At 66.9% G+C, this 25,973-nt stretch carries 19 protein-coding genes and 1 pseudogene; 9 read left to right on the forward strand and 11 right to left on the reverse strand.

What is annotated here, in order from left to right:
• The first annotated feature begins 24 nt into the window (after window positions 1-24).
• Together C6Y14_RS21485 and C6Y14_RS21490 are read left to right on the forward strand one after the other, a co-directional pair.
• On the forward strand, window positions 25-321 hold the full coding sequence (locus C6Y14_RS21485) for a hypothetical protein (RefSeq protein WP_107018600.1): 297 nt from the start codon (window positions 25-27) through the stop codon (window positions 319-321).
• A complete protein-coding gene (locus C6Y14_RS21490) occupies window positions 318-716 on the forward strand; it encodes a PIN domain-containing protein (protein ID WP_107018396.1) in 399 nt (132 codons plus the stop codon). The genes C6Y14_RS21485 and C6Y14_RS21490 overlap by 4 nt, the downstream gene beginning before the upstream one ends.
• A gap of 266 nt (window positions 717-982) precedes the next feature.
• Here the strand turns inward: C6Y14_RS21490 and C6Y14_RS21495 are convergent, their stop codons facing one another.
• Window positions 983-3,157, reverse strand: coding sequence for a tetratricopeptide repeat protein (locus C6Y14_RS21495; RefSeq protein ID WP_107018397.1), 2,175 nt, complete (start codon window positions 3,155-3,157; stop codon window positions 983-985).
• A complete protein-coding gene (locus C6Y14_RS21500) occupies window positions 3,154-3,564 on the reverse strand; it encodes a hypothetical protein (protein ID WP_107018398.1) in 411 nt (136 codons plus the stop codon). The genes C6Y14_RS21495 and C6Y14_RS21500 overlap by 4 nt, the downstream gene beginning before the upstream one ends.
• Window positions 3,565-3,790: 226 nt before the next feature.
• Here C6Y14_RS21500 and C6Y14_RS21505 point away from each other — a divergent pair, with 226 nt between their 5' ends.
• Window positions 3,791-4,060 carry a hypothetical protein gene (locus C6Y14_RS21505; RefSeq protein WP_107018399.1) on the forward strand — a complete coding sequence of 90 codons (270 nt, stop codon included), beginning with the start codon at window positions 3,791-3,793 and terminating at the stop codon, window positions 4,058-4,060.
• On the forward strand, window positions 4,053-4,691 hold the full coding sequence (locus C6Y14_RS21510; protein WP_107018400.1) for a DUF6879 family protein: 639 nt from the start codon (window positions 4,053-4,055) through the stop codon (window positions 4,689-4,691). The genes C6Y14_RS21505 and C6Y14_RS21510 overlap by 8 nt, the downstream gene beginning before the upstream one ends.
• Window positions 4,692-4,836: 145 nt before the next feature.
• Here C6Y14_RS21510 and C6Y14_RS21515 read toward each other — a convergent pair.
• A pseudogene (locus C6Y14_RS21515) lies at window positions 4,837-5,456 on the reverse strand (class I SAM-dependent methyltransferase); the annotation flags it as partial.
• A gap of 292 nt (window positions 5,457-5,748) precedes the next feature.
• On the opposite strand from C6Y14_RS21515, the gene C6Y14_RS21520 reads away from it, so the two are divergent.
• Window positions 5,749-6,108 (forward strand): hypothetical protein, encoded by a 360-nt coding sequence (locus tag C6Y14_RS21520; RefSeq protein WP_107018401.1) that lies wholly within the window; start codon window positions 5,749-5,751, stop codon window positions 6,106-6,108.
• A gap of 12 nt (window positions 6,109-6,120) precedes the next feature.
• Here the strand turns inward: C6Y14_RS21520 and C6Y14_RS21525 are convergent, their stop codons facing one another.
• From C6Y14_RS21525 to C6Y14_RS21540, 4 genes are all read right to left on the reverse strand, one after another.
• Window positions 6,121-8,313, reverse strand: a complete 2,193-nt coding sequence (locus tag C6Y14_RS21525; RefSeq protein WP_159074293.1) for an NACHT domain-containing protein — start codon at window positions 8,311-8,313, stop codon at window positions 6,121-6,123.
• Window positions 8,314-8,620: 307 nt separating this feature from the next.
• On the reverse strand, window positions 8,621-9,496 hold the full coding sequence (locus C6Y14_RS21530) for a hypothetical protein (RefSeq protein WP_107018403.1): 876 nt from the start codon (window positions 9,494-9,496) through the stop codon (window positions 8,621-8,623).
• Window positions 9,497-9,874: 378 nt separating this feature from the next.
• Window positions 9,875-10,078 (reverse strand): DUF397 domain-containing protein, encoded by a 204-nt coding sequence (locus C6Y14_RS21535; protein ID WP_107018404.1) that lies wholly within the window; start codon window positions 10,076-10,078, stop codon window positions 9,875-9,877.
• Window positions 10,075-10,860, reverse strand: coding sequence for a helix-turn-helix domain-containing protein (locus tag C6Y14_RS21540; RefSeq protein ID WP_107018405.1), 786 nt, complete (start codon window positions 10,858-10,860; stop codon window positions 10,075-10,077). Before C6Y14_RS21540 ends, C6Y14_RS21535 begins: the two co-directional genes overlap by 4 nt.
• Window positions 10,861-11,131: 271 nt before the next feature.
• Here C6Y14_RS21540 and C6Y14_RS21545 point away from each other — a divergent pair, with 271 nt between their 5' ends.
• Window positions 11,132-11,656: an ATP-binding protein gene (locus C6Y14_RS21545; RefSeq protein ID WP_199854813.1), complete on the forward strand. Its 525-nt coding sequence runs from the start codon at window positions 11,132-11,134 to the stop codon at window positions 11,654-11,656.
• Here C6Y14_RS21545 and pglX read toward each other — a convergent pair.
• Together pglX and pglW are read right to left on the reverse strand one after the other, a co-directional pair.
• A complete protein-coding gene (pglX, locus tag C6Y14_RS21550; RefSeq protein WP_107018407.1) occupies window positions 11,583-15,203 on the reverse strand; it encodes a BREX-2 system adenine-specific DNA-methyltransferase PglX in 3,621 nt (1,206 codons plus the stop codon). The two genes, C6Y14_RS21545 and pglX, sit on opposite strands and share 74 nt — an antisense overlap.
• Window positions 15,200-19,945 (reverse strand): BREX system serine/threonine kinase PglW, encoded by a 4,746-nt coding sequence (gene pglW, locus C6Y14_RS21555; RefSeq protein WP_107018408.1) that lies wholly within the window; start codon window positions 19,943-19,945, stop codon window positions 15,200-15,202. The genes pglX and pglW overlap by 4 nt, the downstream gene beginning before the upstream one ends.
• A gap of 265 nt (window positions 19,946-20,210) precedes the next feature.
• Between pglW and C6Y14_RS45100 the strand changes: the two genes are divergently transcribed.
• Together C6Y14_RS45100 and C6Y14_RS45105 are read left to right on the forward strand one after the other, a co-directional pair.
• Window positions 20,211-22,022 (forward strand): HNH endonuclease, encoded by a 1,812-nt coding sequence (locus tag C6Y14_RS45100; protein ID WP_225891192.1) that lies wholly within the window; start codon window positions 20,211-20,213, stop codon window positions 22,020-22,022.
• A gap of 251 nt (window positions 22,023-22,273) precedes the next feature.
• Entirely contained in the window at window positions 22,274-22,402 is a 129-nt protein-coding gene (locus C6Y14_RS45105) for a DUF6408 family protein (RefSeq protein ID WP_225891193.1), read from the forward strand.
• Window positions 22,403-22,454: 52 nt separating this feature from the next.
• Here the strand turns inward: C6Y14_RS45105 and C6Y14_RS21570 are convergent, their stop codons facing one another.
• Window positions 22,455-23,432, reverse strand: coding sequence for a DNA/RNA helicase domain-containing protein (locus tag C6Y14_RS21570; RefSeq protein WP_404828811.1), 978 nt, complete (start codon window positions 23,430-23,432; stop codon window positions 22,455-22,457).
• Window positions 23,402-23,593: a DNA/RNA helicase domain-containing protein gene (locus C6Y14_RS45890; protein ID WP_404828815.1), complete on the reverse strand. Its 192-nt coding sequence runs from the start codon at window positions 23,591-23,593 to the stop codon at window positions 23,402-23,404. The genes C6Y14_RS21570 and C6Y14_RS45890 overlap by 31 nt, the downstream gene beginning before the upstream one ends.
• 265 nt (window positions 23,594-23,858) lie before the next feature.
• Here C6Y14_RS45890 and C6Y14_RS21575 point away from each other — a divergent pair, with 265 nt between their 5' ends.
• Window positions 23,859-25,868 carry a DUF2075 domain-containing protein gene (locus tag C6Y14_RS21575; protein ID WP_159074294.1) on the forward strand — a complete coding sequence of 670 codons (2,010 nt, stop codon included), beginning with the start codon at window positions 23,859-23,861 and terminating at the stop codon, window positions 25,866-25,868.
• Window positions 25,869-25,973: the final 105 nt, after the last annotated feature.

Raw genomic sequence — 25,973 nt, forward strand, 5'->3', positions numbered from 1 at the left:
CGGGCTCTCGGTATGGTCGACGGTATGGCAACGAAGAAGTACACCGTGACGCTTCCCGAGGAGCTCGCCGAGGCCATCCGGGCCGAGGTCGGCCCCGGCGGCTTCAGCCGTTATGTCACGCAGGCCATAGAGCGCCAGCGGGAGCGGGAGCGGCTGCACGAGGCGGTGCGGTGGTGGGAGTCCGAGTACGGGGAGATCACCGAGGCGGAACTGGCCGAGGTCGAGGCCGAGCACCGCGACCTGGAGCGGCAGCACGCCGAGCGGACCGGCGCCCACGAAGCCGCTGAGCAGCCGTACGAGGGGAAGCGGGACGCCGCGTGACAGGAAACCGGGTCTACGTACTCGACAGCGAGGGACTTTCCCGGTGGGTGCGCGGTGAACGCCGGATGGGCGCCTACCTGAAGCACGCGGACCATGCGGGTATCCCGGTCGTCACCACCTCGATGACTCTCATCGAGGCGTACGACCCCACGCGCCACCTTCCCAAGTGGCACTGGGCCCTCTCCAAGATCCGCGTCGAACCGGTGACGGAGGAGATCGCCAAGGAGGCCACCGGCCTTCTCAAAGAGGCTGGCCTGCACGGCCACAAGTACGCCATCGACGCGGCCCTCGCCGCCGTCGCCCTGCGGCAGCCCGGCCCGGTCACCGTGTTCACGTCCGACGAGGACGACCTGCGCACGTTGTGCGCCGACCGCGTGGTCGTCGTGAAACTCTGAGCCGAACACGGCCTGCCCCCTTCGCGCTTCGCTTCCCCAGGTGCGCCCGCGCCCCCACCCGAACCGGGGTACTCCGACTCGCCCCGTGTGGTGCGGTCCGCCACCTCCACCCGGGGCGGCGGCCACCGGTCTAGATCGTAGGGGAGAGTCCGGACATACGGGTAGGCAAAGCTGCACGCAACGTGCCAATCCTACGAACGCCTGTACGCCGGGCAGCACTGGGAGAGACCGTATGCCTTGGCACGCACCGGCGCCACGTCCCGCTGTCATCCGCCGGGCGGTCGCGGTGGTGGGCGCCATCGACCCGATCGGTACGTGTCCAGGAGCTGCCGGCCCGCGACCGTGAAGGGGTGCTCGGGTCCCAGCCCGCGTTCCCGCCGCGCGACGACGTCGGCCATCAGCTCGACCGCCTCGTCCACCCGGCCGAGCGCGGCCCGGGTCCGGGAGAACAGCTGCCGGGCGGCGAGCACGATCGGGTACTCCGGCCCGAAGCGCCGTACGTACGCTTCGGTGACCAGCCGGATCTCGCTGTCGGCCTCGTCGAAGCGGCCCAGGAGGAACAGTGCCCAGGCGTGGTTGTGCCCGGCCCCCAGCGTCACCGTGTGATCGGGGCCGAGAAGCCGGTCGCACTCCGAGGGCAGCGAGAGCAGCGCACCGTCCTCCTCCGTGACCACCTCGGCCGCGGGCAGCATCTCCAGCAGACTGGCGCGGGCGCGCAGGGTCAGCGGATGCGCGGGCCCCAGCGCCGAAACCCGACCGGCGACGGTGGCGTTGAGCAACGCGACCGACTCCTCCCGCCTCCCGAGGTTCGCCAGCACGAGCTGAAACCCGTAGGAGGTGTCCAGGGTGTCGGGGTCGTCGGCCCCGAACAGGTTTTCCTGGGTGGTGCGGACGCCGCGGAGCAGCGACTCGGCCTCCGCGAACCTGCCCAGCCGGAACAGCGCCCGCCCGGCCCTGGAACGGGCGGCCAGGACCATACGGTCGTCCGCGCCGAGCAGTCGCTGCGCGAGGTCCGCTGCGGTCCGGGAGGTCTCCCAGGCCGAGAGGTAGTCACCGGTCCGGTGCAGGGCGACCGACAGCCGCGTCGCCACGGCCAGGGCGCCGGCTGCGGCCGACGGCTCGCCGACGCGATGCAGCAGGGCCAGCACGTGGGGTACCAGCAGGCGCAGTCGCGGCTCGTGCGGCCCGGCGTCGGGTACGGCGGGCACGGCCGCGTCGAGGAGCCGGACGGCCGCCGTGTCGAGAGCGGGCGTCAGCTCGGCGGGAGTCGCCGCGCGGACGCTGTCGAGCAGGACGCCGTGGCTCTGCACGCAGCGCATGCCGACGACGCCGACCAGCTCGGACAGCGACTGATCCAGCAGGGCCCGCAGAGCCGTCTCGGTACGGGCCCGGGGAAGGACACCGCCGACGCCCTCGTGGTTGAGCAGGGCCAGCGGCAGGGGCTCGGCGGCGAACCGGGCCAGCAGTCTGAGCAGGGCCACCGCTTCGGGTAGCCCGCGCGCCTCGAACGTGTCGAGGGTCAGCTGCCAGGTCAGACCGACCAGGTGCCGTGGATCCGCCTCGGACAGCGCGTCGGCTCCGCGGTCGATCAGCTGAACCCGTTCGTCTCCGTCGAGCTGATGTCCGTACGCGTCCATCGTCCAGGGGTCGGGCACCTGGTGGGAGAGGAAGCCCCCGGCGAGGGTGAGGGCGAGCGGCAGCCGCCCGAGCCGGTCCGCGATCCGCGCCGCCTGCTCCGTCGTACCGCTGTGCGGGGCGAGGTCGCGCAGCACGAGCGCGGCGTCCTCCCGCGGCAGTACGCCGATGTGCTGGAGCTCGGCCCCCGGCCACCAGCGGGCCGCCGCCCGGCGTGTGGTCACCACGACGATGCCGCGCGGGCTGGTGCGCAGCCAGCTGCCGTCCCGCAGGATCTCCGGCTCGTCGGCGTTGTCGAGGACCAGCAGCCACGGCTCGGCGGAGCGGTCGAGGTAGCGCCAGACGAGATCGGCCGCAGGGCGGAGGCCGTTGCGGGCGGCCAGCAGTTCCCCGTCGTCCGCCCCTCGGTCGGCGGCCACGGCGAGCATGCCGCCGCGCAGGCTCGCACGGTCGGCGGCGTTGACCCACAGGGCTGCCCGGCCCTGTGCGTCGGCCACCTCCTGGAAGAGGGTGCACGCGACCGCCGTCTTGCCCGAGCCGCCCATGCCGTACAGCACGTAGACCTCGCCGCCGCGCCCCGCTCCGACGCTCGCCCGCAGGCGTTCCATCACCTCGCTGCGGTCACGCAGCACGGCGGGAGGCCGCCCCACGGCCGGCCGGCGCACCGAGTCGGGGCCGCTGGGCCCGGACCCTCCGCGCCCTGAACCGTCACCGCCGTAGTGGTGGTGCTCGTTGATGTGCTGGTCACCGGACGACTGGAAGACCCGCCCACGGTCCTCGGCGCGACCGTCCATCCCACCCGTCATCGCTCTGTGATGTGCTGGTCTCGTCCAGCTTGGTAGACCCGGCCCTGGCCGGAAGCGGTGGCGTGCTGGGTGACCTGCCGGGCCGCCGAGCCGTCGGGATCGAGTTCGTCCAACAGCCGGCGCAGTTCTCCGACGGCGTCGGGCCGGGCGAGAAGCAGACGCCGTAAGAACCCTTGCCATTGCAGGCGCAGCTCGTCCAAGGCTTCCTGGTCCTGCGCCACCACGGCAGCCAGCACGTCCTCGCGACTCGTCTCCAACTCGGCGGCCACGGTCTCGGCCCGTTCGGGATACACCCGACGCCAGAGCTGCGTGAATCCGTCACGCGTGTGCTGCCAGGCGTCCGCTGCCATCAATGTGACCAAGGTGGTTCCCGCGCTCTGTGCGAGCGAGGCCACTTCTGGGTCCACAGCCGTCCCTCCGATCAGCCTATTGTCCGACCAAGCAGCAGAAGAAACGTGCCTGCCAAGCATTGGCATGATTTTCTTTCCGAGCAGAATCATTCCGCCCCGACGAACTTGAGACAAGGGTAAGCCAATCCTCGCCATTACCCTCGCGGATCGCGTCTAACACATGGTCAGGCACCCCTGTGGCACGTTACAGTAATGTCTCACGATCGATCGAGGGGCGACGTAAATGGTGCGACCTTGGGAAGCGGATCCGGACACCACTTTTAAACAGCGCCTGGGAAAGACACCCCAGGAACTCGGAAATACAACCGGAACTCCCGACTGCCCCGACATCTGGGAACTCACCAACGGGGACATCGCCGTCATCGACCGTGACCTCACCCAGTCACTCGCCAAGAACCTTCCCGACGGGGTTTCGATCGGTTCGGACGAACGCCTCGTAGTCATCCCCAGGAACATGCTCATCGCGGCGAAGCCGGACATCCCCAGTGTTTGACTCCTTCCCCGACGGCGTCTCCCAGCGCCTGGATCGTCCTGCGTACCACGCGGACCTCGGCCGGTTCTACGCCAACGGCATCGGCTTCCTGAACAAGCTTGAGCGCGGACAGCACTTCGAGGAGCGCGGCTTCGCGAGCTGGGAAGCCTTCGCGGCGGGGGACTGGCCCAGGGCTTTGTCCTTGGCCGACGAGGGCCGCGAGGACTACGCACAGGAACTGCGGCGGGCGAGGCGGCTGGGAGTCCCGCACCGGCGCCTCCGCGTGGTGGAATTCCCAATCACACCGTACGTGCAGTGGGAGTTGTTCGTTCTGCGTGTACGCGTGGACCTGGGCGAGGAAATCAGGGTTCTCAATCTCCGGGAGATTTCGGACATCGAACAGTGCCGCCGGGTTCCGGAAGTGGTAATCCTAGGCGATGTGGTGATGTACGAGGTCGTTTACGACGAGGATGGAAACGCGGATGGAGCCGAGCGTTACACCGACCGGTCCTTGATCCGGGAGACCAACGCGGGATTCAACACGCTCTATGGGCGCGGTGAGGGCTTCCGTGATTTCTTCGAGCGAGAGATCGCGCCGCTTCCCCCGCCCAGGGTAGCCAGGAGCGGGACGGCGTCCTCCGACTCTCGTTGACCAGCCCTGCTCCGCCTGCGATCTCACGTACCGAAGGCGGAGCAGCCCTCCGTGATTTCGAGGACAGGCCACCAGTTCCGCTCACATGCGACTTCTGCGAACACCAAGGCGCCAGGGGCTTCACACAGCGGGATGCGTACGCCACTCATGGGGCTACCGCGCGTACGAGAAGCGTCCCGATGTGCCCTGGGTGAGGCGCGTCGAGAACCTGCGCCCCAGCCGTGGCGAACCCGGCCCTGGTGAGCAACCGCTCCCGGACGGCCGGACGGTAGCTGTAGCGGTAGGTGAACATCGCCTTGCCTGCGAAGCCGCCCTTGTACATGCCCTGCGGCCCGTACGCGCCGGGGATGGCCGGAGGCTGCGAGAACACGAAGACACCGCCGGGCCTGAGCCGCCGGCGGACAAGCGGAAAGAGACGGCCCGGGTCGGTGAACCAGGCGGCACCGAAGATCGAGTAGACGGCGTCGTCGCGTCTTCGTGCGAGGCCAGGTAACCCAGCACCTCGGAGCACACGAACTCCGCGCCGGTGCCTGCCCACTTCGTGGTGGTCTTCTCGACCACGACGGGAGACAGGGCGACACCCCGGGTATCGATGCCGCGCCGAGCAAGGTGGGCGAGCGCGCGGCCGGTGCCGCAGCCGATCTCCAGCACGGAGCGCGGATCATCGCCCAGTAGCTCCGGACCAGGTCCGTGACCGGCGTACTGAGTCCAGCAAAAGCTCGGCTCCGCGTCCTCCTTGAAGGCGGAAGCGGCGAAGGCGTCCCAGCGGCCAAGGCCATGAGCAACCGGAGCTCAAATCCACAGGGCGGACTGCGCTCCGCGAAGCCAGGCCAGTCCGCGGACGATCATCTGGTTGGTCCGTTCCCGCTCATGGCTCGGCAGGGTCGAGGACGTAGCCATCGGCTCAAGTTGGCATATCCGCGGTCACGCCGGAAGGGTCGACCGCCCTCTCGAAAGGACGCGGACACGGCTTGCGCACAACTGGTGGGATGTCGGGTGCACCTCCCCCGTCAGACGCTACCTTGTGACGAAACCTCCACCTGTGTAAGGGGATTCGATGATGCCGGTCTGGGTGAAGTGGCTTGTCGGGGTGGTGGCACTCGGGATGATCGTGGCGACACCGCTGGTGTGGCTGAACGATCCGGGGGCGGGTGAGTTCGTCGGTGCCTCATTGCAGGCAGGAACCGGTGTAGCCGCCCTGGCGTGGGCCGTGATCACCGGCCTCCCAAGCAACGAGTCGGGAGCCACTGTGATCGGATCCGGCAACGCGCGCGCCACCGGCGGGGCCAAGACACGGGCAGGGATCCAGACGCGGGGACGGGGTCGCGGCCCACTGCGGGTGGAGAACAGTGGTGACGCTGTCGCACACGGCAGCGGCAGTGAGGCCGATACCGGCATCACCGAGAGCAATAACTGACTTCTGAACACATCAAGACCGGAAGCGGTTACTCCGGTCCCTGTCTCTGCCCTCCGCGAGCTTCCGTTGCAGCAGATCGTGGCGGAACTGGTAGACAGCGCCAGCCTGGCGCAACACCCCCCGCTCGTGCGCATCGGCCAGCAAGACCCATACCCGCCAGGGCAGATGGCCGGCCAGAGGTAACCACAAGCGGCCCAGGACGAGCCACCGACCCCAGGCATGCGCGCCGACGCCGAAGACCAGACCGATGACAAGCCCGAACACGATCCCGCACACCGGTCCGACCAGGGCTGCGAGCACGAGGCCGTACGCAGTCCCGATGGTGATCGATTGGAAGACCGTATAGGTGCGGTTCGACAGGAGCAGTTCAGTGGGGGTGACGACGGTCTCCTTGCGGGTCGGGGCCAGCAACGCCGCTCCGAGGGCGAAGCCCAGGCCGATCGTCCCCCCGAGCACGAGCCAGCCTCCGTAGCCACCGATGGGCGCGTCCGCCAGGAGGCCGATCAGTCCCACGGCGCATCCGCCCGCGAGGCCGCCCGCGAGGCCGAGCAGGGTCTCCAGAGGTACGGGTTTGGCCTCGGCCTCGGGGTCGCTGTGCCGGATCCAGCCCGACAGACCATTTCCCAGGGCGCTGCCGATCCCGCCCGCCGGAGCGAGCGCGGGCCAACCCCACGCGCTGACAGCCGGCCACCCGATGAGACCCACGACGACTCCGCCGGTGAGTCCGGCCACGAGCTGCGGCAGTGCGTACCTGGCCCGCCCGGCTATCCGTACCTCCATACGTGCCGGGACCGGCCCCCTGCTCCACCCGACGGCCGCGCCGAGTGTGCCGACAGCCAGTGCGCCGACGACAGCGCCGATGGAGCCGAAGACCACGAGACCGGCGAGAGCTCCCGTCACGGCGGCCAGAACTGCGAACACCAGCATTCGTTGGGACCGGGGTACATCGTTCCCCATGAGCCACCAGGCCACGTCCAGATCCTGATTTGCCCGGCGCCGGGCAAGGTGGCCGAGCCAGCGACGCACATCCTCGATCTCCCACTGCGGGGCGGGCCGGACCTCACCGGGACGCGAGCGTCCGGCGGGCCGCCGCTCGTAGACAGCCGGAAGAAACTCCTCCAGGAGGTGGGACTTGACGGCCTCGGCTGAAGCGAACCGTTCGGAATCCAGGAGTTCGACCGGGTCGGGCCCTGCGCTGCGGCCGTTGCTGTACACCGCGCGGGCAAGCCCGACCATCAGAGGGATGGCCAGTGCCGAACCTGCCGCTGTACTTGTCAGCCCCGCGGATCCCTCCCGTAACCGCCCGAGAAACGAGTCCCACCTGCCGGCGGCCGAGGGCTGCGTGGTCCGGGGCAGGTAAGGCGTCAGGTCGTCCAGGGTCAGGTCGTCCAGGGCGATGGCTGCGGCACGTCTGAGCACGCCGGCCTCCGCGACAGCCGCAGCGTACTGCTCGGGTCTGCTGGTGAGCACGAGCGGCATGTCCGTGGCGTTCAGCTCTCGTAGCGCGTCCCGGTAGAGGCTTGGGGCCATCTCATCGAATCCGTCCAGGACGGGCAGTACTCGACGGGCCTCCAGGAGTCCGGCCGCCACGCTTTGGCCATCCGGGCCGACGGCGGTGAAACCGTGGTAATCACGCAGGATCTGATCGGCAAGCCAGTCCACCAACCGGTCGTCCGCCGGATTCCAGGCCTTCACGCTGAAAAGCACCGGCACCGGATTCGCCTCGGTGAGCGGTGTCGCGATCAAATCAAGAACGAGCCGCTGAGCGATGATGCTCTTGCCTGAACCAGCCCCGCCCAGCACGACGAGCCGCTCGGAGGGAACGGTCCGGTACACCGTCACGATGTCCTCGAACCGACCGTCCAGGACAAGCGGTGGAAGCTCCGCGTCGGATCGCGTGCCGCGAATGTTCGCCACATGGTCGCTGAGTTCACCCAGTGCGGTGTGCCAACGCAGCGGCAGCGGGTAAGGATCACTGATGCCCCTGCGGCGCTCCTGCTCCTTGCCCTGGTTCGAGACCTGCCTCGCGAGAAGCTCTGCGGCTGCCACGAGCTGTTCGGACCAGGGGCTGGGCGGGGCTGCCACGAAGTACTGGCGGAACTGCCGAACGACGAGAATGCCCGTGTTGGCGATCGAGTTGTCGCCCTCGACCCGGGCATCGCCGGAGTTCGCTACCTGAGATTCCGCATTGTCCCGCCGGGCCACGACGCACGCACCTCGGTTTCTGCCAGAACCGTGCGCGGCCTGACACGTGCAGATAGTACGCAGCGGGCCCATGCTCCCGTCCGGTTTTCCACATGACTCAGGCAGACTGCACGGCCCAGACGCGGGGTGGTGAAGGACTTCCACTCTTCCCGAAGATGGCAAAACCGCCACCAAGTCGCTTCTCCACGACCGCTTCGGCGCCGTTGGGGAAGAGACCGTCCATCTGTTGCGCTCTCCCGTCAACGCGTGTGGGCAGGGGTTCTCCCGCACTTCTACGCCTTCAGCGTTCGGGAGTGCGTTCGTGGCGTCAGGAGCGGGATTCCTCCGACGTGCCGGCAGTGGCGTCCATGCCGTGCTGTTCACTGCGTGGGCTGACGAAGGATTCGTGTTCTTCCACGACTTCGCCGTCCACGACATCCTCATCCATCACTCGGTGTGACGGTTCCGCCAGTGGCAGGCTGGAGAGGTGCTTCTTCAGCCTCTTGGCCATGGGGAGGTAGGTCGCGAAAGTGAGGCCGCCGGAGACAGCGGCTCCGACGAGGGGGATGGCCTTCGAGACGGTCTTCGCGAAGGAGTCTTTCGTCATCTTGACGCCGATGTGGCCTGCAACCTTTTTCACTATGGGGTAGATGACACCCTGGGTGAGTGCCTTCTGAGGCAGCTTCTTGGCGACCTGCTCCGACATCATCCCGGCGACCTTGCCTACAGCGGCGTTCGCCGACTGGGTCCCGAACATCACGCCGAAGAACAGGGTGAGCACGCCCATGGTCGCGTCGTCGACGTCATCGCCGTCGTCGGAGAACAGGTCGGGCCAGCTGTAGAGGTAGGCGAGCTTCTGCGAGATGCGCAACATGTGGCCGAAGTACTGAGCCAAGTCGGCGGGCACGGTGGCGGGAAGGGCAAGGATGCCGGGTATACCGGCGGCAGCGGAGAGAGCGCTGACCTTGGCGGTCTCGTAGCGGATGGAGTCGTTGGCCACCTTGTCGAGAACCTCGACGGTGATGCCCGCCGCCGCGGGGGTCTCTTCGATCGCTCTTCGGATGTCGTCCTCGGAGCAGTGGCGAGCTAGCGCGCTTCGGAGGTAGGCCTCCCTGTTGATACGCACGCCTGGAAGCTTGGCCGCGCCCACCAGCACTGCGGAGAAGCGGGACTCGGGGTTCTCGACTGCTTTGCCCTGGTTCATAGCAGGAAACTACAGCAACTCTGGTCCCATGTGACCGAGTTGTGTCTGCTGGGTAGGGGTCTGCTCGCGCGAGTGGTTGGTGGCGGGCCGGCTGGTGGCGACGCACGGCTTGCGCGGTCGAGTTGAGTGCCGGGGCACCGTACCGTCCTTGCCCTTCAGAGGGTGCTGACTGGGCCTGTCATGCTGCTGATCGCTACCTGGAACCCCGACCGTCGTTGCCAACAAGCGCGGCCGGTTGGACGTGATTGCCCTGTCATACCTGCGTCAGCTTGTCACTATCCGGACGAGGCGCCGGGCCTGCCGAAGGTGCTGCGCGAAACAGACACGTGCAGGGCCCTCGACAGGCCCCCACGCCCGCCGAAGGCCGCCCTGCGTCCGTCAGAACGCCGCGAACTCAACAAACGCGGTCCACGCCGTGGGTTGTACGGCCAAAGAGGCGCGGGTTGCGTCCTTTGAGTCGCGGACGTGTACGGCGCCTATGCCAGCCGCTGTCTCAACGCACTGCCCCCCGTCGCCAGCACTGTGACTGCTCTTGAACCACGCCAGGGCATCGGTGCCAGACCCCGCCTTTTCCACGCTCATCTCTCTCCCAGCAACTTTGCGATCAACGCCAGTGATTCTGTCGGAGTGTGGGCCTGCGCGCGAAGGATCCCGTACGTACGATCAAGCTCGCGCACCTTCCGGCGCTCCGTATGCACGCGGCTGTCGCCCTGCACCTCCGTGTACGCGACTCTGCGCCCATCCCTTGTCTCCATCAAGGTGAACGGGCCAGCAAGCCCTGCATGTTCCTGTCGGGACAGCGGCATCACCTGGACCACCACATTGCGTCTCTCTGCGACCAGCATGAGGTGCTCCAGTTGACCCCGCCAGACCGCCTTTCCTCCGAGTGGCCGAAGCAGGACAGCCTCTTCGATCACAAAGCTCAAGTGTGGCGCCGGGCATCGGGAGAAGATCTCTTGTCGCGCCAGCCGTGCGGCTACTCGTTGCTCCATGAGCGCCTCGTCCAACAGCGGTTGCCATATGGCGAACACAGCACGCGCGTACTCCTCGGTCTGCAAGAGGCCGTTGACCAACTGGGTGTCGTAGACGTGAAGCTCGACCGCCTCGGCCTCCAACTTGGCCGCACCCTGGAAGAAGGCCGGGTACTGAGCCCGAGCCACCTCTTCCTTGCTCGCACTCAAGATGCCGCCTGCGCCCAGCACTTCATCGGCTTGATCGATGAAGTGGGGCGGCGGAATCCTCCTCCCCTGCTCGAAGGAGGCGATCGTCGAGGCCGAGTACCCGGTCCGCGACCCGACCCCCGCCCGGTCCATGCCCGCCCGCTCACGAAACAGCTTCAACTGTCGCCCGAACACGCACAGCATGCCCGTCCCGACCGCGTACTCCGGCTGCTGAATTCGTCGTCCACGCCACGGTTCCTCTCATACGACCGCCCCAGCCAGCCAACTCGGAGCCCTGGACCCGGTCACGCCCAACACCACGTACAAGCGCACCGCGTACGGGTACAGCCGCACCCGTCAGCGCATCACTCCTATTCAACGCTACGCACGGTAGGCAACCGTTGACCTTGTGAAGTCAACAACTCCCCCGAACGGGCATATGCCACAACGCATCGCACCCGAACGCGAGTTCGCGATGTGCTTTACCTCAACACCTCGCGGCGCCCGCCTCGCCCGCAGACTCGTCTCGCACCGCCTCAACGATTGGGGACACCCGTACACGACCTCGGTCAACGAGACGCTCAGCCTCATCACGGCTGAATTCACCGCCAATGCCGTACGCCACGGCCACATCCCCGGCCGGGACTTCCACCTCTGCCTCACCCTGGCTGACGGCGCCGTCCGCGTTGAGGTGACCGACACTTGTACCGAGAAGCAGCCTCCACCCAGCCCTCCGGCGGCTGACTCACTCTCCGAGTCCGGCCGGGGCCTGCTCCTGGTCGAAGCGCTCGCGGACAACTGGGGCGTCAGCCCTCGCCAGGCCGCCCCGGGGAAGACCGTGTGGGCAGAACTGCGCGTGCAGCAACAGGGCCACCCGCTTGTGCACCGGGTGGCCCCTGAACCGACGGACGTCGATCTACTCCTGATTACTTCTTCGCTACTGCGCGACGACCACGGGTCGCGGCCGGAGGACGCCAGCCACGGAGGTCGTCGTCAGTGAGTCCGTGCTCGCCCTGCTTCTGCTGGCGGTAACCGGCGAAGAAGTCCGCCGGGGAGCCGCTGTAGGCCATGTCGAACTCGTTGTGCCACTGGGACAGCCACGGCTGGAGTTCGAGCAGGCCGGCCAGGAATGGCGTGATCTCCTCGGTGGACAGGGCGGTGTTGGTGAAGTACGTGGCGAGCGCCTGCGCCTGCTCCCGGTGATCCCAGCCGGCCCACCCGTACAGCTCGGGTGTGGCGGCGTTGGTCTGCCCGTAGGAAATGAACCGCTCCTTAGGCACGTCGAGCTTGCCGCGCGCCTTCCAATAGGAGGGACGGAGGAAGTCGGCCGAGGTGTACTTCGGCGGCACGGGGATGGAGTCCCGGATCTTCTGCTTGGCGGGCTCGTCCGGCGCGGCATCTTCCTTGCGCTGGCGGTCCCACACCTCTTCCCAGTCGGCGCGCTTCTTGAGGCCGGAGGGCTTGTAACGCAGAGGGGAGAGGAACGGCACGTGCTCGCCGGTAATCAACTCGGCGACGACCTTCGCGAGTTCCTTGCGGGGCGAGTAGAGCTTGGTAACGGAGACGAAGTCCTCGTCACGGGAAAGGACGTCAGTGAGGCGAGCCAGAGTAAGGATGGTGGGCTGGTCGTTCTCGTCGAACCAGTGATCGCGGCTCTCCATACGGTCAAGCAGCCATGAGCGCAGGGCCTTCTCCTGAAGCACGTCCCAGCCCTCGGTAGCCCAGCGCCGCTTGTACTCGGGCCGCTCGACCATGCCGATGGCTCGGTTCGACTCGATGGCGTCGATGCGCTTCTGGACGATCTCGCGGTATGGGGCGGGCCAGTGAGCTGGGATCTCCGTGATGGGTTTGGAACTGTGCCGCTTGAACCACTCGTCGCTGGCTTCGCCTGCAGCTACGCGGCGGGCGAGGATAATCTCGAATGCTCGCTCGCCCAGCGCGACTTCACGCGCATTGGAGTCATCGGCGTTCTCAGAGACACGGAGATCGTTCGGAATCAGGTTATAGAGATAATAGACCTGCCAATCCAATTCCTCCTGAAGTGCGATCATCTGAGCACGCATTGATTCCCATTTGATACGTGCCGCTCGAAGTGCGATCGCTTCTGGGGTTGCTTTATCTACTAGCACAGAAGGAGCAAGGGCAGCAAGTTGCCGAGAAAGCGTTTCAATACTAACGGCTAGAGAGGTGGGATACGTGGCGGGCAGGGGAAATGATTGCAGCGGCGTTCCGTTGAACTGATAGAAATCGTCAAAGGGTACGGTACTCTGTCGCGCACCTTTCGAATCAACAGTGCTCCCCATATTATGAGAAACCTGCTTCATCCAGAAACCCGCACTGGAACTATTGAGGAGCCCCAGCAATTGCACATACTCCTCCTCTTTCGCCTCCTCTCTCAGCTTAATAACTGGAGCAGACTGCTTGAACACCTTCCCTCCACGATCGAGCGCAAAGTGATTATGCGTCGCAACAAAGGCAAACGTCATCGCAAGCGGGGTACGATATCGCTCCGACACCCAGCGGTACCAAGCCCACCATGGCTTATCAAGATCCTGCTGCGTGTGGCCATCGAAGTCGATCGTGGACCTAAGATGACTACGTACACCCCACAGGAGGCGCCCCCAGGCGGCATCGGGATCATAGGGAAGCGGCCTCAGGTCCGGACCGTAGGGAGTTATCGCGCTCTCGACACAGTGCGTGTCCCAGTCGCGGACCACTTCTCCGACAATTAGCGGCCTGGCCACCTCTGGAGTGACGCCATGGCGTCGCAGCGCAGCAGGAGTACTGATGAATGCGTCATCCTGCCCTGGAAAGCTAGCGAACCCAATATCTCGCGACATTACTGATCGCAACCTAAGAACCGCACCCTCCTCAATCGCTTGATTGAGCTCGAGTCCGCCATCCGCAAGAATCCACGGCTGTTTGGCAAAATAACGCTTGCGGTCTAGGTCGTCAACAGAGATCCACGGATTAGAGTGTCCAGGTTTATCAATATGACTAACGATAGAACTCCAAACGACGCCACTCTCTCCGCTCTTCGGGACAGACGGCTCACCCTGGACACCCCGCACCGTACGGATCGTTACAGATCGACCAGTCCCTCCACGCCTCTTGCCAATGAGGATTACTGTCGGCGTGCCATGTCCCGGAATGTACGCGCCCGAAGTGTCGATCACCTCTGTCAGTTCCACCTCGCGCCCAAAGTAATTTTCAATTAGCTTCGCCCCAAATTCGCGCTTCATGAATGAGCTGGCCGTAATCTGCCCAACCATGCCATAACCGCAGCCTTCAGAGTTTCCACGCCGGGCCAATTCGAAGAACCTCTGCGCAAATGGAACCGACAAGGCATACTTCCCAGCACAAGCATCGTACATTTCTCGATACAATGCGTTAAGCTTCTTATCCTTCACTGTGATGTATGGAGGATTCCCAACCACCACGTGATACCGCCCCTGCTGAAGAATACCAGGGTGCTCATTTACGTCTTCCGTCACGTACGCAAATTCAGCCAGCTCGTCCTCGCCTTCGTCTCCGTCAAAGAGCCTCAGCTGCCGAGATTTGATGAGCGAGTCTCCAACTGCCAAGTGGACTGGCCACTCATACTTCATCGCTTCACCCATGGTCCGCACCCCACTTACCGCCATTGCTGCAACCAGCAATCGGAAGCGCGCGATAGCCACTGCAAATGGATTAACGTCCACACCATGCACCGACTTGAGGGCAGCCTCCACCCGTTCGTGCAAGTCTTTCTCCGGCTGCCCCTCCCCCCAAAGCCGCACCAGCCGCCGAAATGCCCCCAACACAAAGTGCCCCGACCCACACGTAGGGTCGATCATCTTCAATTCCTCGTACCCGAACTCCCGAACCGCCGGGTCCATGGTCCGATCAAGGATGAATTCCTCCACGAACTCCGGCGTCTGCAGCAACGCATACGTCTTCCGCGCGGTCTCGCTCAGATCCTGGTACAAGTCCCCCAGAAACCGCGTGTCCCACCCCTCCGTGCCGTCCTTGTTCAGCGGATCGGTGAAGTCGTGGACGAGGACACCGCCCTCATCCCTCCCCCGCCAGAACTCGACCAACTCCCGCGCCCCATCATGCGAAACCGGAACCTGGTACAGCGGGTTGTGCCGCTTGTCGAAAAGCAGCCGACCCGCCTGCCCCTGTCCCAGTTCCTCGAACGCCTTCTCCAGCCACCCCCGGTACGTCGGGTCCTCGTCCGTCTCCACATACGCGTCGTACCGAGACTCCGCCAGCTCCCGCCGGTCCCCCTCCGGCCCCGTCAGAAATGGCTCCGGGATCAGCCGGTTGTCCTCGCAGAACCGTACGAACACAGTCCCCAGCACCCACGCCACCGCAACCTGCGTAACCCGCTCGTCCAGCCACGAGGTCCACGTCGCCGCCGTACGCCCCAGTTTGCGCGCCTGGTCGTACTCTGCCCTCAGCCGCGCGCCGACATCCTCCAGCACCTTCACCTGGCGTCCGAGGTCGGTCTCGACCGCCTTGACCTGCTGCTTCAGGTCGTTCAACAGAGCCTTGCGGTCGATCACTTGACGTCTCCCTCAACACCACTGGCGCTAGCCACTACCTCGCCGGACCCACGGTGGACGTTGCCCACCCACGTGTCCGGAAGCTGAATCCACTCCCCCAGGCCGGCCTGGTACGGCACAGCCACCTGCCCGAGCCGGGGCTCGCGCAACGGGTCACTCTGCGGGACCAGGAGCCACAGCCCCCGCCCGCCCCGCCGGGCCGCCGACGCCAGCCGGTCCAGGACGCCCATCGCGTCGTACCGCGCGAACACCCCGGCCTCCGTGAGCAGAACGGGCCCAACAGGACCAGCCCCGCCACCGGCACCACCGGCATTACCTGCACCACCGCCGCCACCGCCGCCACCCAACAACTCCGCGATCCGCGGCTCCACCGCCCCCCACGCCGTCCGCGTGTACTCCGCGAACCGCACCGCCCCCTTCGAACCCGGCTCGGCGGCGTCCGCCTTCAGCAGGGTCTCCCAGGTCGGCTTGGTGCCTGGCGTGACCTGCGCGTGCAAGGCCTCCAGGAACAGCTCGGTCACCGACAGCACATCCGCGCCCAGCCGCTCGGCACCCAGTTCCCGTACGGCGTCCCGCACCAGCTGCTGCCGTACGGTCAGCACCCGGTACCCGTCCCGGCGGGCCGAGGCGAGCAGCCGTTCCTCCGCGCGGACCGCGCCCGCGAGCTGCGGGTCGTCGGCGTACCGCGTCACCGCCCCCATACGCGTCGACTGCCGCCACGCACCCGTCGTCAGGTAGCTCGACGCGTCGTCCACTCGAGTCGGCAGGTAGCGCAGTACGCCCTCGCGCTCGTGCATGCTGAGCGACAGTTCGAAGCCGGCGTCGCGCAACGCCTTGGTGAGCGGACCGCCCGTCGGCAGTTCGTGGGTCGTGCCGCCACGCCCGTCGGGAACGACCATCTCCGGGAAGCGGGCACGGACCCGCTCATGCACGGCCTCGCCGATTAGGCCCGGCTGCTGCCCCTCCGGCATCCCCGGGATCCAGCGGACGAGCCCAGCCTGGGTGAGGCGCAGCGCCCGGACCAGCGGCAGGTCGCGCGGGTAGATCTCCAGGCGTGGAGTTGCGGCGGCGTTCAGCGACGACGACGCCGCCAGCTCCACCATCCGCCGCTCGTCCCAGTCCACCGCGCCCGGCGGTACCGTCAGCGCGCTCAGCTCGGCGAGTACGGTCGCCGCTGTCGGGAGGGTGTCCAGCTTGGTGAGCCGGTCGGCCGTCTTGCCGAGGCGGGTCGCGTACTCCAGCAAGCCCGGCGCAGTAGGAGTATCCGGGCCGTCGTTCTCCCGTACGTCCAAGGCGAGCAGGCCGGCGCCCAGGGACTCGTCCGTCGCCTTGCGGTTCGGCTGGTGCAGGAACTCGGCCTCCTGCGGCAGCAGTTGCTCGACCTCGACCACGGCCCGTACGGCCGCCAAGGCCATCGCGCGCCGCTGCTCGCGCCCCGCGAGATGCGTACCGCGCCGAACGGCCAGTGCGTCCGCGATCTCCACCGCCGAGGCGACCCGGCCCATGCTCACGAGCAGGTCGATGATCTCCTCGCGCAGTGCCTGGACGGCAGGCTCCGCCTTCCAGCGCTTGCGCTCGTCCTTGAGCATCTGCGGGATACGGCCATGGCTCAGCCCCAGCGCGTCCGCGACGTCCTTCTGCTTCGGCCAGACGCCGATGCCGGGCAGCACGCCGTGCTCGTCGGGCAGGCGCAGCAGCAGCCGTACCATCTCCGCCTTGTTGCGGTTGGAGCCGTTGTTGTTGACGGCCGGCACGAAGACGGTGGCCAGGGTGTCGAGGCTGACCGAGCGCAGGGTGCGGGCGGGCAGCGCACCCGCCGACTCGCCCGTCGCGAGCTGGCCCACCAGGGCCGACTCGGCGGCCGTGAGCTGTTCCAGCTCCTCCTTGGCCTCCGCGCGGCCCTTCGGTGTGAGCGGCGAGACGGGGATCTCGCGCAGCAGCTCGCCCCACTCGCGCTGCCGCTGCTGGACCTCGTTGCGGGTCTTGGCGCCGAGGCCGGGGGCGTTGACGAGCTTGCGGCGGCTGTAGTCGAGCAGTTCGCCGACCGTGGTGATGCCGAGGCCGTAGAGGAAGGACTGGGCGGCGGGCGTGAGGCCGGAGACGGTCAGCGGGGTGTCGCGGGTGACCTCGGCGGCGAGGCGGTCGCGCTGCTGCTCGGCGGTCTCCGGCTCGGCGTCGGCGATCGCCACCGCGGCGGCGCCTCCGGCGGGGGTTTCCTCCCCCGTGGGCGTGGCGGCGGGGTGGCGGGAACGGTGGCTGGACGGGACGGTCTGCGAGGCGTCGAGGAAGACCTTGCGCCAGGCGTCCCGCATCGGCTTCAGCTCAGGGAACCGCCGGCCGGCGTCGCGGTGCAGGGCCTTCTGGAAGAAGGCGACGAGGCCGTCCCGTACGGCCGGGTCGAAGGCTTCGGCCGCGATCGTCGGGTACGGCCACTCCTTCGGGTCGGTCATCCGGGGCAGGAGGCTGCCGTCGCCCCACTTGGGCAGCTCGCCGGAGGCCATCTGGTGCAGGGTGACGGCGACGGCGTACCGCTCGGCGTGCGAGTCGTACGAGCCGCGGGTGATGACATCGACGAAGGGGTCGAGGTAGCCGTCGGTGCCCGCGTTGGTGCTCTTCGCCGGGTAGCCGGCGAGGGAGAAGTCGATGAGGACGAGTTCGCGGGTGCGGTTGGGGCGGATGCGGACGGCGATGTTGTCGGGCTTGATGTCCCGGTGCCAGATGCCCTCGCCCTCCAGGAAGTCGACGGCTCCGAAGAGATAGTCGCCGTACGCCTCCAACTGGTCCACCTGGAGACGGCCGTTGTCGCGGAGCTGGCGAGCTACGGTCTCCTCACGGCGGCGCGGACGGACCCCGCCCTCGGTGCCCTGTCCGTTGTCGTCACGCTCGTCGCCGACGTACTCCAGCGCCAGGACCGTACGGCCGCCGATGTGCAGCGGCTCGGGTTCGACGAGGCGGATGATGCCGGAGTGGGGGCGCAGGCGTCCCATGGCCTCGGCCTCGCGGGCGAGGATCTCGCTGCGGCTGTCGGAGAGGGCGACCTTCAGCACGGCCAGCGGACGGGTCCTGCGGGCCTCGGCCTGGAGGTCGCGGACGAGGAAGGCGCGGCTGGTGGAGCCGGTGCCGAGGCGGCGGCGGATCTCCCAGCGGCCGTCGAACACGTCACCGGCGACGGCTTCGAGGGGATCCTTGTCCGCTGTGGTCCCGTCGCCGTCCTCGTCGTCCGGGGCCTCCGCGGCGGTGGCCGCCTGGGCCGGGGCGGTCAGGGAGTCCTCGACGACCTCCAGCAATTCCAGGAACTCGTCGACGCTGGAGAGTCGCTGGCCTGGCCGGTAGGCGGTGGCGGCCTGCACCAGCTCGTCCACGTCCTCCGACAGGCCGTCCACAAGGGAGCTGGGGCGCAGGCCCTCGCCCGCCTCCAGGCGGGCCAGCAGCTCGGCCTGGCTGGCGGCCGGGGCCTTGCCGGTGACCAGCAGGTAGGTGAGGACGCCGAGCCCGTACACGTCGAGATGGACCGGGTCGGGCTTGAGGGCGGTGAGTTCGGGGGCGAGGTAGGCGTCGGCGTCGTCGGCCACGTGCAGGGCGGACAGCGCGGTCGGCGCGAAACGAGTCATGCCCTGGCCCTGCGAGGAGTCGCCGCTGCGCTGGGTGGCGATCTGCCAGTCCGAGATCTGGAGCTGCGGGGTGAGCCAGGCGGCCTCCTCCCCCACGGCCCGGCCCTTCGCACCGCGCGGCCGGGGGACGACCAGCACGGAACGGGCGGCGAGCGCCCGGTGGTGGATACGGCTGCGGTGCGCGGAACGTATCGTCTCGGCGAGCTGGCGGACCAGCGCCATCCGGCCGAGGATGTCCAGCTTCTCGCCGTACTGGACCAGGTACTCGTCCAGCTTCAGGGTGTCCGGGTGGTAGTCGAAGATCAGCGCGGGGCCGGCCGCGTGCCCGGAGGGGAAGTACTGCTTGAGCTCGACCGCGCCCGGGTGCTTGAAGCGGCCCAGCACGGCGGCCTCGCGGCGGGCCGCGTTCTCCACGGACTGGCGCAGGGAGGCGTCGGAGCCGCGTTCGCTGAGGTAGATGCGGACGCGGGCGGCCTCGGGGAGGTCGCTGTGGCGGGCGAGGTAGTCCGCCCAGGTGGGCCCGGAGTCGAAGGACTTCCGCTGCAGCTCGTACGGGCCGACCTTGTACTGCGCGTCGCTCTTGCGGATGCCGATGTGCTTGAGGGCCGCCTCGATCTCGCGCGACCCGATCGCGGTGATGCGGCGCCGCTCGTCGCGCGGCGGCTGCTTGAGCATCTCGACCAGCTGGTGGACGGTGTGGACGCCGTTCTGGTCGTGAGCGGGCAGGCGTACACGGAGGCCGTTGTCCGTGAAGCAGACGGCCTCCGCGACCCAGACCCGCTTGTTGCCGGGCAGCGCGAGCAGGCCGGCCAGTTCCTTGGCCTTGCGGTTGACAAGGTGCAGCGGATTGCCGTGCGTACGGCGGCGGCCACCCGGGGTGGTCTGCACCCAGGTGCCGTTCTCGGACGTGACCGAGCCGTGCCAGTCCTTCAGCTCGATCATGCAGACGCCACCGGGGGCGACGACCAGCAGGTCCACCTCGCGGACGTGCCCGGTGTTCGCGGTGAAGGTGAAGTTCGACCAGGCCCGCCAGGGGTCGGAGTCCGGCAGCTTCTCCCGGATCGCCTCCAGGCCACGACGCTCATGATCGAACTCGGACTCGGTGACCGTGACCCACCGGCCTTCCCGCATGCCTGTTCCCCGCTCCCCTTGTCCCGCAAGGTCGCCTTTGCCCATGGTCAGACCCTTAAAGCAGATCCTAGTGGGTGCCAGGGGCATGAGAAGAGGTTGTGAAGAGCGGGGCTACAGGACATTCGCCCCACATGGCGAAATACAGCCGGGCGATTTGCCCTCCTTGCGCCTATAGGGGATTCACCGAGGCGAAAGCAGTGAACCGGTCAGGCAACGAGTCGACACACGGCGGCACTTGTCATACCTACCTACTAATGTCCTGCGCATGGGACTTGGGGATATCACGCGTGCAGGCGTGCTGGCTGCGGTCGCGGAGTGTCAGCGCTTGGGACGCGAAACGTTTCGCCATCGGTACAGCTTCGGCCGGGCGTTGACATACGTGCTGGTCGTGGACGGAGACAGCTACGACTCGAAGGCCATAGCCGGTGTAGCTCATCTCTACTCGGTCGGCACCCTGTTGCCGGCTGACGACTTCAGCGGAGGTGCGCACACGGTGGCGCAGCGCCTGCGAGCACTCGGCTTCACCGTGAAGGACGGAAGCACCACTGCGGACCACCCGCAACAGGTCGAGCCGCAGATACTCCTCCAGCCTCGCGGCGGGGCCCGGCTTCGAGGGGCAGAGAACTTCGCCAAGTCGGTGCATCGAGGCATCCGGATCGCGGACATCCACGATGTGCTCGGCGACCAGGCGACCACGCTGAACGCCCTGTATCCAGACGGAATCGCGCGATTGTGGGGTACCACTCCCACTGCGCAAGCCAACAACGAGAAAGTGCGAGCCCTGCGAGATCGCCGTGTCGGCGACGACGTGTACTTCTACACGGAGAATCATTTCTTCGCTCGCGCACGCATCCTCCACCTGTTCACCAGCCCACCTGTGGCACGGAGGGTCTGGGGAGCCGATGACGACAATGCCACTTGGGAACACATCATGGCGCTGGGGGACGTTGAGGAATTCTCCACCCTTGTCCTCGCAGCACCCGTGCTGCGCAGGATGAACGTTCCGGTACCTCTGCGCAGCCTCACCCTGCGGTCCCCCGAGAACTACCGCGGCGTTCTCCCACTCCTGCCGCCGAAGAGTTGGCGGGTGGTTCCGTCACCACCGGTGCCGCCTTCAGGCACGACCGCATCCGACGACTTCACCGCGGAGGGCCTGCTGGAGCAGCTGGGCTCCCTCCACACTCATCGTCAACCAGGAAGCAAAGCAGCCAGCCGCCACCAGCCGTTGTCCTTGCTGTGGGCGATATCCCGGATTTCCGCGGACAGGCCACGCCTGACACCGTGGGCGCTCTTCCGGGCGGAGGTGGGTCCACTCCTCGCCGAGTTCGGACTCCCCGGTTCGAAAGTCACCCCCGAGTACCCCTTCTGGCACCTGCGTGGCAGCGGCCTATGGGAGCTGCACGGGATAGACCGTGAGGCCGGCTCTGCGCCGGGAGTAGGCGCCCTCGACTCGACCCAACCCGTTGCCGGCCTCACCCACACGAGCGCTGAGCTGCTGAGGGACCCCCTCATCCGTCTGCAGGCCGTGATCAAGCTGTGCGGCACGTACTTCGACGGTGTCGACCAGCGTGAGTTGCTCGATCGGGTGGGCCTCGCCGGGTACGCCACGGCTGACGGCCTGATCGACGGAGACGAGGACTCTGACGACCAGGAGGGTACCGCCGCGACCGAGCGTGCGACCGGTCCCGCCGCACGACGGCCGCGTACCTTCTCAGAACTTGTCCGCGACCCCGCGATCGCCCGTGAGGTCAAGGAACTGCACGGACACGGCTGTCAGGTCTGTGGGAAGCGTCTGCAGTACAAGCGCAGGCCGTACAGCGAGGCCGCTCACATACGCGGTCTCGGGAAGCCTCACAACGGTCCGGACGAACTGCCGAATCTGCTCTGTCTGTGCCCCAACCACCACGTTCTCTTCGACGGGCTGGAAATCTACGTCGATGTCAACGGCATGGTGAGGAATACGCACGGGGGCGGATCAGTGGAACAGCTTCGCCGACACAACGGACATCGCATCGACGAAGCACACTTGGACTACCACCGAGCTCTCTGCGAACTCAACAGGGTGACACGGAGCTGAGCCAGGTCGTTCCGATCCACCCGTCGTCCCGCGACCGGCGACGTTCTGAATCGGTTTGCGTCAACTGGCGCGTGCACTAACGTGGTTACTCGCTGCGCGCCTTCCCGGAGGTTACGTCGGCGGTGTTCCAGGAGCCGGTCCTCGGCGATGAGCGACGAACGGTCTCCACCGCGTGTCATACGCGGTGTGACTGCGGATGCCCGGTAGGGCGATCCCTGCCATTCCCAGCTCATGCTCAGGAGTGGAAACCGATGAACCCCGTTGAGTACACCCGTGCACGTCATGACCGGATTCGTCAGATTCTGGTCGACGTCGCGGTGGGAGTCGTCACCAATCTGTTGGTGACGGCCCTTGCCGTGGCAGCGCGCCTGGTCTTCTGACCGGCAGGTGGCGGGCCCGGGAGCCCGCCACTCCACTTACTGACGCACCGATTCAGAACAGGCGCATCTCGTCTGGCGGAGTGCCCTTCTTCTGGCGGTTCCTGCGGCGGCGACCTCCGCGGCCGGGGCGGGGCAGCTGTGGCTGTCGCGCCTGCTCCGGGAGGTTCTCCCAGGTCGGTCGCAGGCCGTGGATGTGGACGTTACCGACGAGCCCCTTCAGATGCGCCCTGGTCTCCTCGTCCGTGGAACAGAGCACGGTCGCCGGGCTCGCCCGGGTCATCAGCACGTGATACGCGTGCCGGACAAGCCGGGCGAACTCGTCGTCGTCCGCGCTCTTCGGCTTCACCTCGGGATCGAACGACCCGGGAACGGCGACCCGCTTGACGTCCGCCTCCTTGTCCGCCCGCTCCTTGCCCCGGCGGAACATCCAGCGGTCACCCCGGCGCACCATGCCGTCACCCATGATCACGCCGCACCAGTCCCACTCCAAGCACTGAGAGGTATACACACAGCCGATCTGGCCGAGGCCGTTCTCGTGCACCGACCAGATATTGGAGGGCGGGACGGTCTTGTTCTCGCAGAAGGAATCGCTGTACGCGTTCCACGGCCGGTGCCAGTCACCGATCCAGATGTCGGGTTCGAGTCGCTTCTCCTTGCCCAGGAGCTTCGTCCAGGGCCAGCGGTGACCGGCGACCATGCGGGCGGACGCTCCGGCCCCCGCCTCGGAACGGATGATCCGCTCCAGTTCCTCCTCCGAGCTGTTCACGACCTCGACGTGCATCACGCCGTCCGGGGTCCACAGCTCCGGCTTCGCCTCGGACACTCCCAAGGCGCCGCGTATGCAGCGGATGTAGCCGTCGCTGCCGCCGCAGCGGAACTGTTCCCGCAGGCTGCTACGGAGCAGGACCGCGTCGTAGCGCTTCGCGGCCTCCTCCACGAGAGCGGCTGTGCCGACCTCCTGAGGGCGCACGGACTGTCCCTCGTCGAGGAAGAACACCGTCAACCGCGAGGCGTCGAGGAGTTCGTCCACCTGAGGCTTGCTGCCCCAGTCCTCCGGCTTCCAGAGCGGTTGGTGGAGCGGTCACGCAGACGGTGGGCCTCGTCGCAGATCAGTACGTCCAGAGGCGGGTCGGGCGGGGTGACGAAGTTGCTGAAGTAGGTGAAGGACTCCTTGAACTCCCCGTCGCCCAGAACGGTACGGCTCGGCCGACGGCATGAGACGCCGCACGTGGTCGAGGACGTCCTGTCCCAACGGTACGGGGAGACACAGGGAGCATGCGGTCAAAAAGTATTCGGCCGACCTTACCGTGTAGCGATTACCTCCCCTCTGCTCGCTTGGCGTTCCTGGCTGAATCTTGCGCACGAGGCTTCGAATCGAGCTAATGTCGCAGGCTGTCATCGCGGCCCGCCAGGCTTCCGCTCCCCAGGACACGCCTCCACCCGCAAGGGGTTTGGCGTGCCGTGGGAGAAGTCCTTGTCGTCGTATCTGCTCCGGGAGTCTGCTGCTTCGTTGGCCGAGGAGGTCAAGCGGCAACCCGGGATGGCTCATCGTCCACTGACCGAACGGTTGGTCCTGGCCTACAAGGACAAGCACAAGCGGAAGAAGGGCAGGGATCAGGACGGGACGCCTCCGGCGAACGGTCTTGTCGAGGCCTGGGAGAACAGTCTTCCTCCGGTGATCAATGCCCTCGTCGAACGAGGTCTTGGCCAGGTGGAGGTGTTCATAGAGTTCGGGCTTCCGCACACCGACGCCGATGTGGATGTACTCCTGGCCGGCGTACACCCGGGCAGCGGCGCACCCTCGTACGTATTGATCGAGCTGAAGCAGCAACGTTCCGCGACCGTGCACCCGAATCGGTCGGTCGCCGTCGATCTCGGTTTCGCGAACTGGAAACTGCATCCGGTCCGGCAGGTGCAGAAATACTGCGACTACCTGGTGCAGTACAAGGCCGCACTGCGCGGGAAGCCCGAGAGCGTCGTCGGAGCCGTGCTGATGCACAACACTCACGACGACGACGTGCGAGAGCTCTTCGAGCTTCCGGAGAGCGAGCACGGACGGCTCTACACCATGGACCGGTTCGAGCGGTTCCGGAAGCTGCTCGGCGCTCGGCTGGCCGCGCTGCCGGGTGGGGAGGCCGCCCAGGTGCTGATCGACTCCCCTGAGTACGATCCTCCGAAGATCGCCGACGTCAACCTTCCCGCGCGTATGGGGCCACCGGAGCGCTTCCAGCTGCTGGACGAGCAGGAGTTGGCGCACCAAGACGTGCACGAGGCGGTACGGCGGGTCCGCGAGGGCGGCACGAAGGAAGTCATCATCGTCCGAGGCGGGCCCGGCAGCGGGAAGAGCGCCATCGCGCTCGAGCTCCGGCGCACTCTGGACCAGGCCGGCTGGAATGTCGTTCACGCCTCCGGGGCCAAGGCGCTCACCCTGACCCTTCGCGAGACCTACGCGCAGAACGCTCCGCGTGGGATGAAGGGGAAGCTGAAGAAGGAAGCCACACGGCTGTTCACCTACTTCAACCAGCTGAAGAAGCTGCCACCGGACAGCTGTGACGTGGTCATCTGTGATGAGGCGCACCGCATCCGTCGTCACTCCGTCGACCGATACACACCACGCGAGGAGCGGGAGAACGCACGCCCTCAGGCCGACGAGATCATAGAGGCAGCGCGCGTCCCCGTCTTCCTGCTCGACGACTGGCAGTCCCTTCGCCCGGGCGAGGTAGGCACGGCCGAGTACCTGATCGAACGTGCGAAGGCGTTGGGGCTTCGGCACACGCTCATCGACCTGGGCGGCATGTTCCGGGCCCAGGGAAGCGCCTACTACAGGGACTGGGTGCTGAAGCTGCTCAGCGTGGGCGTGCACACCCCTCAGGTCTGGGTACCCGACGGACGGATGCAGGTCCACCTCGCCGACTCGCCGCAGGAAATGACGGACTTCCTTGAAGGGCATCGACTCACAGGGGCGAGCACGCGCGTCGTCGCCGGTTTCTGTTGGCCGTGGAGTGATCCGGACGAGAACGGCAAGCTGGTCCCGGACGTCACCATCGACGATTGGCAGCAGCCCTGGAACGTGAAGAGCGGCCATGCCGTGGAAGGCGCACCCGATGCCGACTTCTGGGCGACCGACCCGCGGGGAACGGGGCAGGTCGGTTGCGTCTACACCGCCCAGACCTTCGAGTTCGACTGGGTGGGCGTGATCATCGGTCCCGATCTCGTCTGGCGCGACGGCCGTTTCGTCATCGACCGGACCGCCACCCATGATCCGGAACTCCGGCCCAGGACTATCGACGAGGCAGACATCAACCGGTGCGTCCGCAACGCGTATCACGTGCTGTTGACCCGCGGGATCATGGGCGTGGTGATCTATGCGACGGATGAGGCCACTCGGGACGCTCTGCGCGGGCACGTGATCACCTCGGTGCAGCATCCGCTCCCCAAGAAGATGCGCAAGATCGCCAGCCCGTGACGACGACTTTCCGCCGGTTGGCCGGGCAGGCCGTTCGGTAGCATTCGATCGATCGTCAATGCGGCCCGCCGGGCTTCCGCCTCAGGACACGCCCCCACCCGCACG

The sequence above is a fragment of the Streptomyces dioscori genome, assembly GCF_003024195.1.
In the GTDB taxonomy this organism is placed as follows: Bacteria; Actinomycetota; Actinomycetes; order Streptomycetales; family Streptomycetaceae; genus Streptomyces; species Streptomyces dioscori.